The 3,579-nt window shown below is 59.1% G+C and carries 4 protein-coding genes; all 4 read right to left on the reverse strand.

Features of this window, described 5'->3' with window-relative positions; genetic code table 11:
- On the reverse strand, positions 1–89 hold an 89-nt coding region (locus IG629_RS22925; protein WP_264299835.1), incomplete at its 3' end, for a GTP-binding protein.
- 56 nt (positions 90–145) lie between these two features.
- Positions 146–2,221, reverse strand: coding sequence for an elongation factor G (gene fusA / locus IG629_RS22365; RefSeq protein ID WP_193174077.1), 2,076 nt, complete (start codon positions 2,219–2,221; stop codon positions 146–148).
- Between the two features lie 23 nt (positions 2,222–2,244).
- Positions 2,245–2,715 carry a 30S ribosomal protein S7 gene (gene rpsG / locus IG629_RS22370; protein ID WP_193174078.1) on the reverse strand — a complete coding sequence of 157 codons (471 nt, stop codon included), beginning with the start codon at positions 2,713–2,715 and terminating at the stop codon, positions 2,245–2,247.
- 11 nt (positions 2,716–2,726) lie between these two features.
- Positions 2,727–3,098, reverse strand: coding sequence for a 30S ribosomal protein S12 (rpsL, locus tag IG629_RS22375; protein ID WP_028464332.1), 372 nt, complete (start codon positions 3,096–3,098; stop codon positions 2,727–2,729).
- Between the last annotated feature and the right edge of the window lie 481 nt (positions 3,099–3,579).

The raw sequence follows: 3,579 nt of genomic DNA on the forward strand, positions 1-3,579 counted from the left end.
GCCGTCAAAGACGTCTTGCCGTGATCAACGTGGCCGATCGTGCCAATGTTGCAATGCGGCTTATTCCGCTCAAACTTTTCCTTCGCCATCGTTCTAGGCTCCGTACCTTTTGTTCTTCGTTTTCGTTACCGACACCAGCGGAGCATTAGGCCAGGTTGGCACGGACTTCGTCCGCGACAGCCTGAGGCACCTGCTCATAGTGGTCGAACTGCATGGTGTATTGCGCACGCCCCTGGCTCATCGAGCGCAGGGTATTCACATAGCCGAACATGTTGGCCAGCGGGACCATGGCTTCGATCACGCGCGCATTGCCGCGCTGATCCATGCCACCCACCTGACCACGGCGGCTGTTCAGGTCGCCGATGATGTCGCCCATATAGTCTTCCGGGGTCACAACCTCGACCTTCATGATCGGCTCGAGAAGGCGGGGACCCGCTTTCTGCATGCCTTCCTTGAAGGCGGCACGGGCCGCGATCTCGAACGCCAGCACGCTGGAGTCAACATCGTGGGACGCACCGTCAGTCAGCGTTACCTTGAAGTCGATGACCGGGAAGCCGGTGAGAACACCGCTTTCCTTGGAGCTGTTCAGGCCCTTTTCGACGCCAGGAATGTATTCCTTCGGAATGTTACCGCCGACGACCTTGTTCTCGAAGACGAAGCCTTCACCGGTTTCAGCCGGACCAAAGGTCATCTTCACCCGGGCGAACTGACCGGAACCACCGGTCTGCTTCTTGTGGGTGTAGTCGATATCGGCGGTCTTCGTAATCGTCTCGCGATAGGCAACCTGCGGCGCGCCGACATTGGCGTCGACCTTGAATTCCCGACGCATACGGTCGACCAGAATCTCGAGGTGAAGCTCACCCATCCCCTTGATCACCGTCTGGCCGCTTTCGTGGTCAACGGACACGCGGAAGGACGGATCCTCGGCAGCGAGGCGCTGCAGAGCGGTCGACATCTTTTCCTGATCGCTCTTGGTCTTCGGCTCAACCGCGACTTCGATGACCGGATCCGGGAACTCCATGCGCTCCAGGATGACCTGCTGGGTCGGTTCGGTCAGGGTGTCACCGGTCGTTGTGTTCTTCAGGCCGGCGATGGCGACGATGTCACCAGCGCGCGCTTCCTTGATGTCTTCACGGCTGTTGGAATGCATGAGAAGCATGCGGCCAACGCGCTCGCGCTGATCCTTGACCGTATTCTGGGCCGAGGTACCGGTTTCGAGCACACCCGAATAGACACGCACAAAGGTCAGGGTACCGACGAACGGATCGTTCATGACCTTGAAGGCGAGGCCGGCAAACGGCTCGTCATCCGACGGACTACGCTCGATCGGGGTTTCGCCATCCATGGCAACACCCTTGACCGCACCAACATCCAACGGGCTCGGCAGGAAGTCGACAACCGCATCGAGAAGCGGCTGAACGCCTTTGTTCTTGAAAGCGGAACCACAGGTCACCGGCACGAAGGCGCCGGCGATGGTGCCCTTGCGGATGCAAGCCTTGAGGGTGGCTTCGTCCGGCTCGTTGCCTTCGAGATAGGCTTCCATGGCATCATCGTCCTGCTCGACGGCAGTTTCGATGAGCTGGGCGCGGTACTCTTCAGCCTTGGCTTTCAGATTTTCCGGGATATCGATGATCTCGAACTCGGCTCCGAGGCTCTCGTCAAGCCAGCGAATAGCCTTCATCTGCATGATATCGACGATACCGGCGAACTCGGACTCGGCACCGAGCGGCATCTGCAAGACCAACGGGGTCGCACCAAGGCGATCGATGATCATGTCGACGCAGCGATAGAAGTCAGCGCCGATGCGGTCCATCTTGTTGATGAAGCAGATCCGCGGCACATGATACTTGTCAGCCTGCCGCCAGACGGTTTCGGACTGCGGCTCGACACCGGCAACGGAGTCGAACACGGCAACCGCGCCATCGAGAACCCGAAGCGCACGCTCGACCTCAATCGTGAAGTCAACGTGACCGGGCGTATCGATGATGTTGACCCGATGATCGTTCCAGAAACAGGTCGTCGCAGCCGAGGTGATCGTGATCCCCCGCTCCTGCTCCTGCTCCATCCAATCCATCGTGGCGGCGCCGTCGTGGACCTCACCAATCTTGTAGGAACGGCCTGTGTAATACAGCACGCGTTCCGTGGTCGTGGTCTTACCAGCATCGATGTGAGCCATGATGCCGATATTACGATAGCGCTCGAGCGGATGTGTCCTAGCCATGGCGTCCGTCCAAAATCCCTGGGTTACCAGCGGTAATGCGAGAAAGCTTTGTTGGCGTCAGCCATACGATGCGTGTCTTCACGCTTCTTAACTGCGGCGCCACGATTGTTCACGGCATCCATCAGTTCACCGGAAAGCCGATCGATCATCGTGTTTTCCGAACGCTTGCGCGCTGCATCGATGGTCCAGCGAATGGCCAGAGCCTGCGCCCGCTCCGTGCGGACTTCGACCGGAACCTGATAGGTCGCACCACCGACACGGCGGGAGCGAACCTCGACAGTCGGCTTCACGTTGGCGAGCGCTTCGTGGAACACGGCGACCGGCGCCTGGCCGGTACGGGCCTCGACGCGATCGAAGGCACCGTAAACGATGCTTTCGGCCACGGACCGCTTGCCGTCATACATGAGGCAGCTCATGAACTTGGAGACCACCTCGTCGCCAAATTTGGCGTCGGGAAGGACCTCGCGTTTTTCTGCGCGGTGACGTCTGGACATCCGGTCTCTCCTTACTTAGGACGCTTCGCGCCGTACTTGGAGCGGCGCTGACGGCGGTCCTTGACACCCTGGGTATCCAGCGTGCCGCGAATGATGTGATACCGCACACCGGGAAGATCCTTCACACGGCCGCCGCGGATCATCACGACGGAGTGTTCCTGAAGGTTATGGCCTTCACCCGGAATGTAGCTTGTGACTTCGAAGCCGTTTGTAAGACGGACACGCGCGACTTTACGAAGCGCGGAGTTCGGCTTTTTCGGCGTCGTTGTGTAAACGCGCGTGCACACGCCACGCTTTTGCGGGCAGGCTTCCAGCGCAGGTACTTTGTTGCGCTCGACAGGTGCCTTACGGCCCTGCCGAATCAGCTGGTTGATCGTCGGCATTCAGTCGACCCTCTCGACTTAAAACAATTATGCAAACAACAATCGGCCCCAGGGCACTGCCCTGCCGGCCAACCATTTCTTTGCGCGGCGTTCGAATTCGAACCTAGTGTGTTCAAGCGTTTCGCCGAGACTGCGTCTGAACAAACGCGCCGTTACCGACAACGTTGTCACCACCAGCCTCCGAAGGCTGGCGGATACTATTGACGCACCCTTGTGCGGTCAAGGACTGAATCCTGCTTTTTTCCGCATAGCGCCTATTTGCTGTTTGCAGATCGGAAAGCCACTAGATCCGGGGGTTCCAGGGCAATACCTGAACCCGGTTATGGCTTTCTGCGCAAGATTCCATCCGTCGTATGCCGAAGCAGAGCCCCGGCGGGATAGACAACGGCGCCCGGAAGATGATCCGGGCGCCGTCTGCGTTCGACTCGAACGATGTTTTCGCGCTTTCGCGCCGACTTTTACTCGGCTGCCGGGACCTGTG

The organism is Nisaea nitritireducens, from assembly GCF_014904795.1.
GTDB classification, from domain to species: Bacteria; Pseudomonadota; Alphaproteobacteria; order Thalassobaculales; family Thalassobaculaceae; genus Nisaea; species Nisaea nitritireducens.

Coding starts and splice junctions, on each gene's coding strand:
- fusA (WP_193174077.1), bottom strand. CDS start 2,221: ATGGCTAGGACACATCCGCTCGAGCGCTATCGTAATATCGGCATCATG.
- rpsG (WP_193174078.1), bottom strand. CDS start 2,715: ATGTCCAGACGTCACCGCGCAGAAAAACGCGAGGTCCTTCCCGACGCC.
- rpsL (WP_028464332.1), bottom strand. CDS start 3,098: ATGCCGACGATCAACCAGCTGATTCGGCAGGGCCGTAAGGCACCTGTC.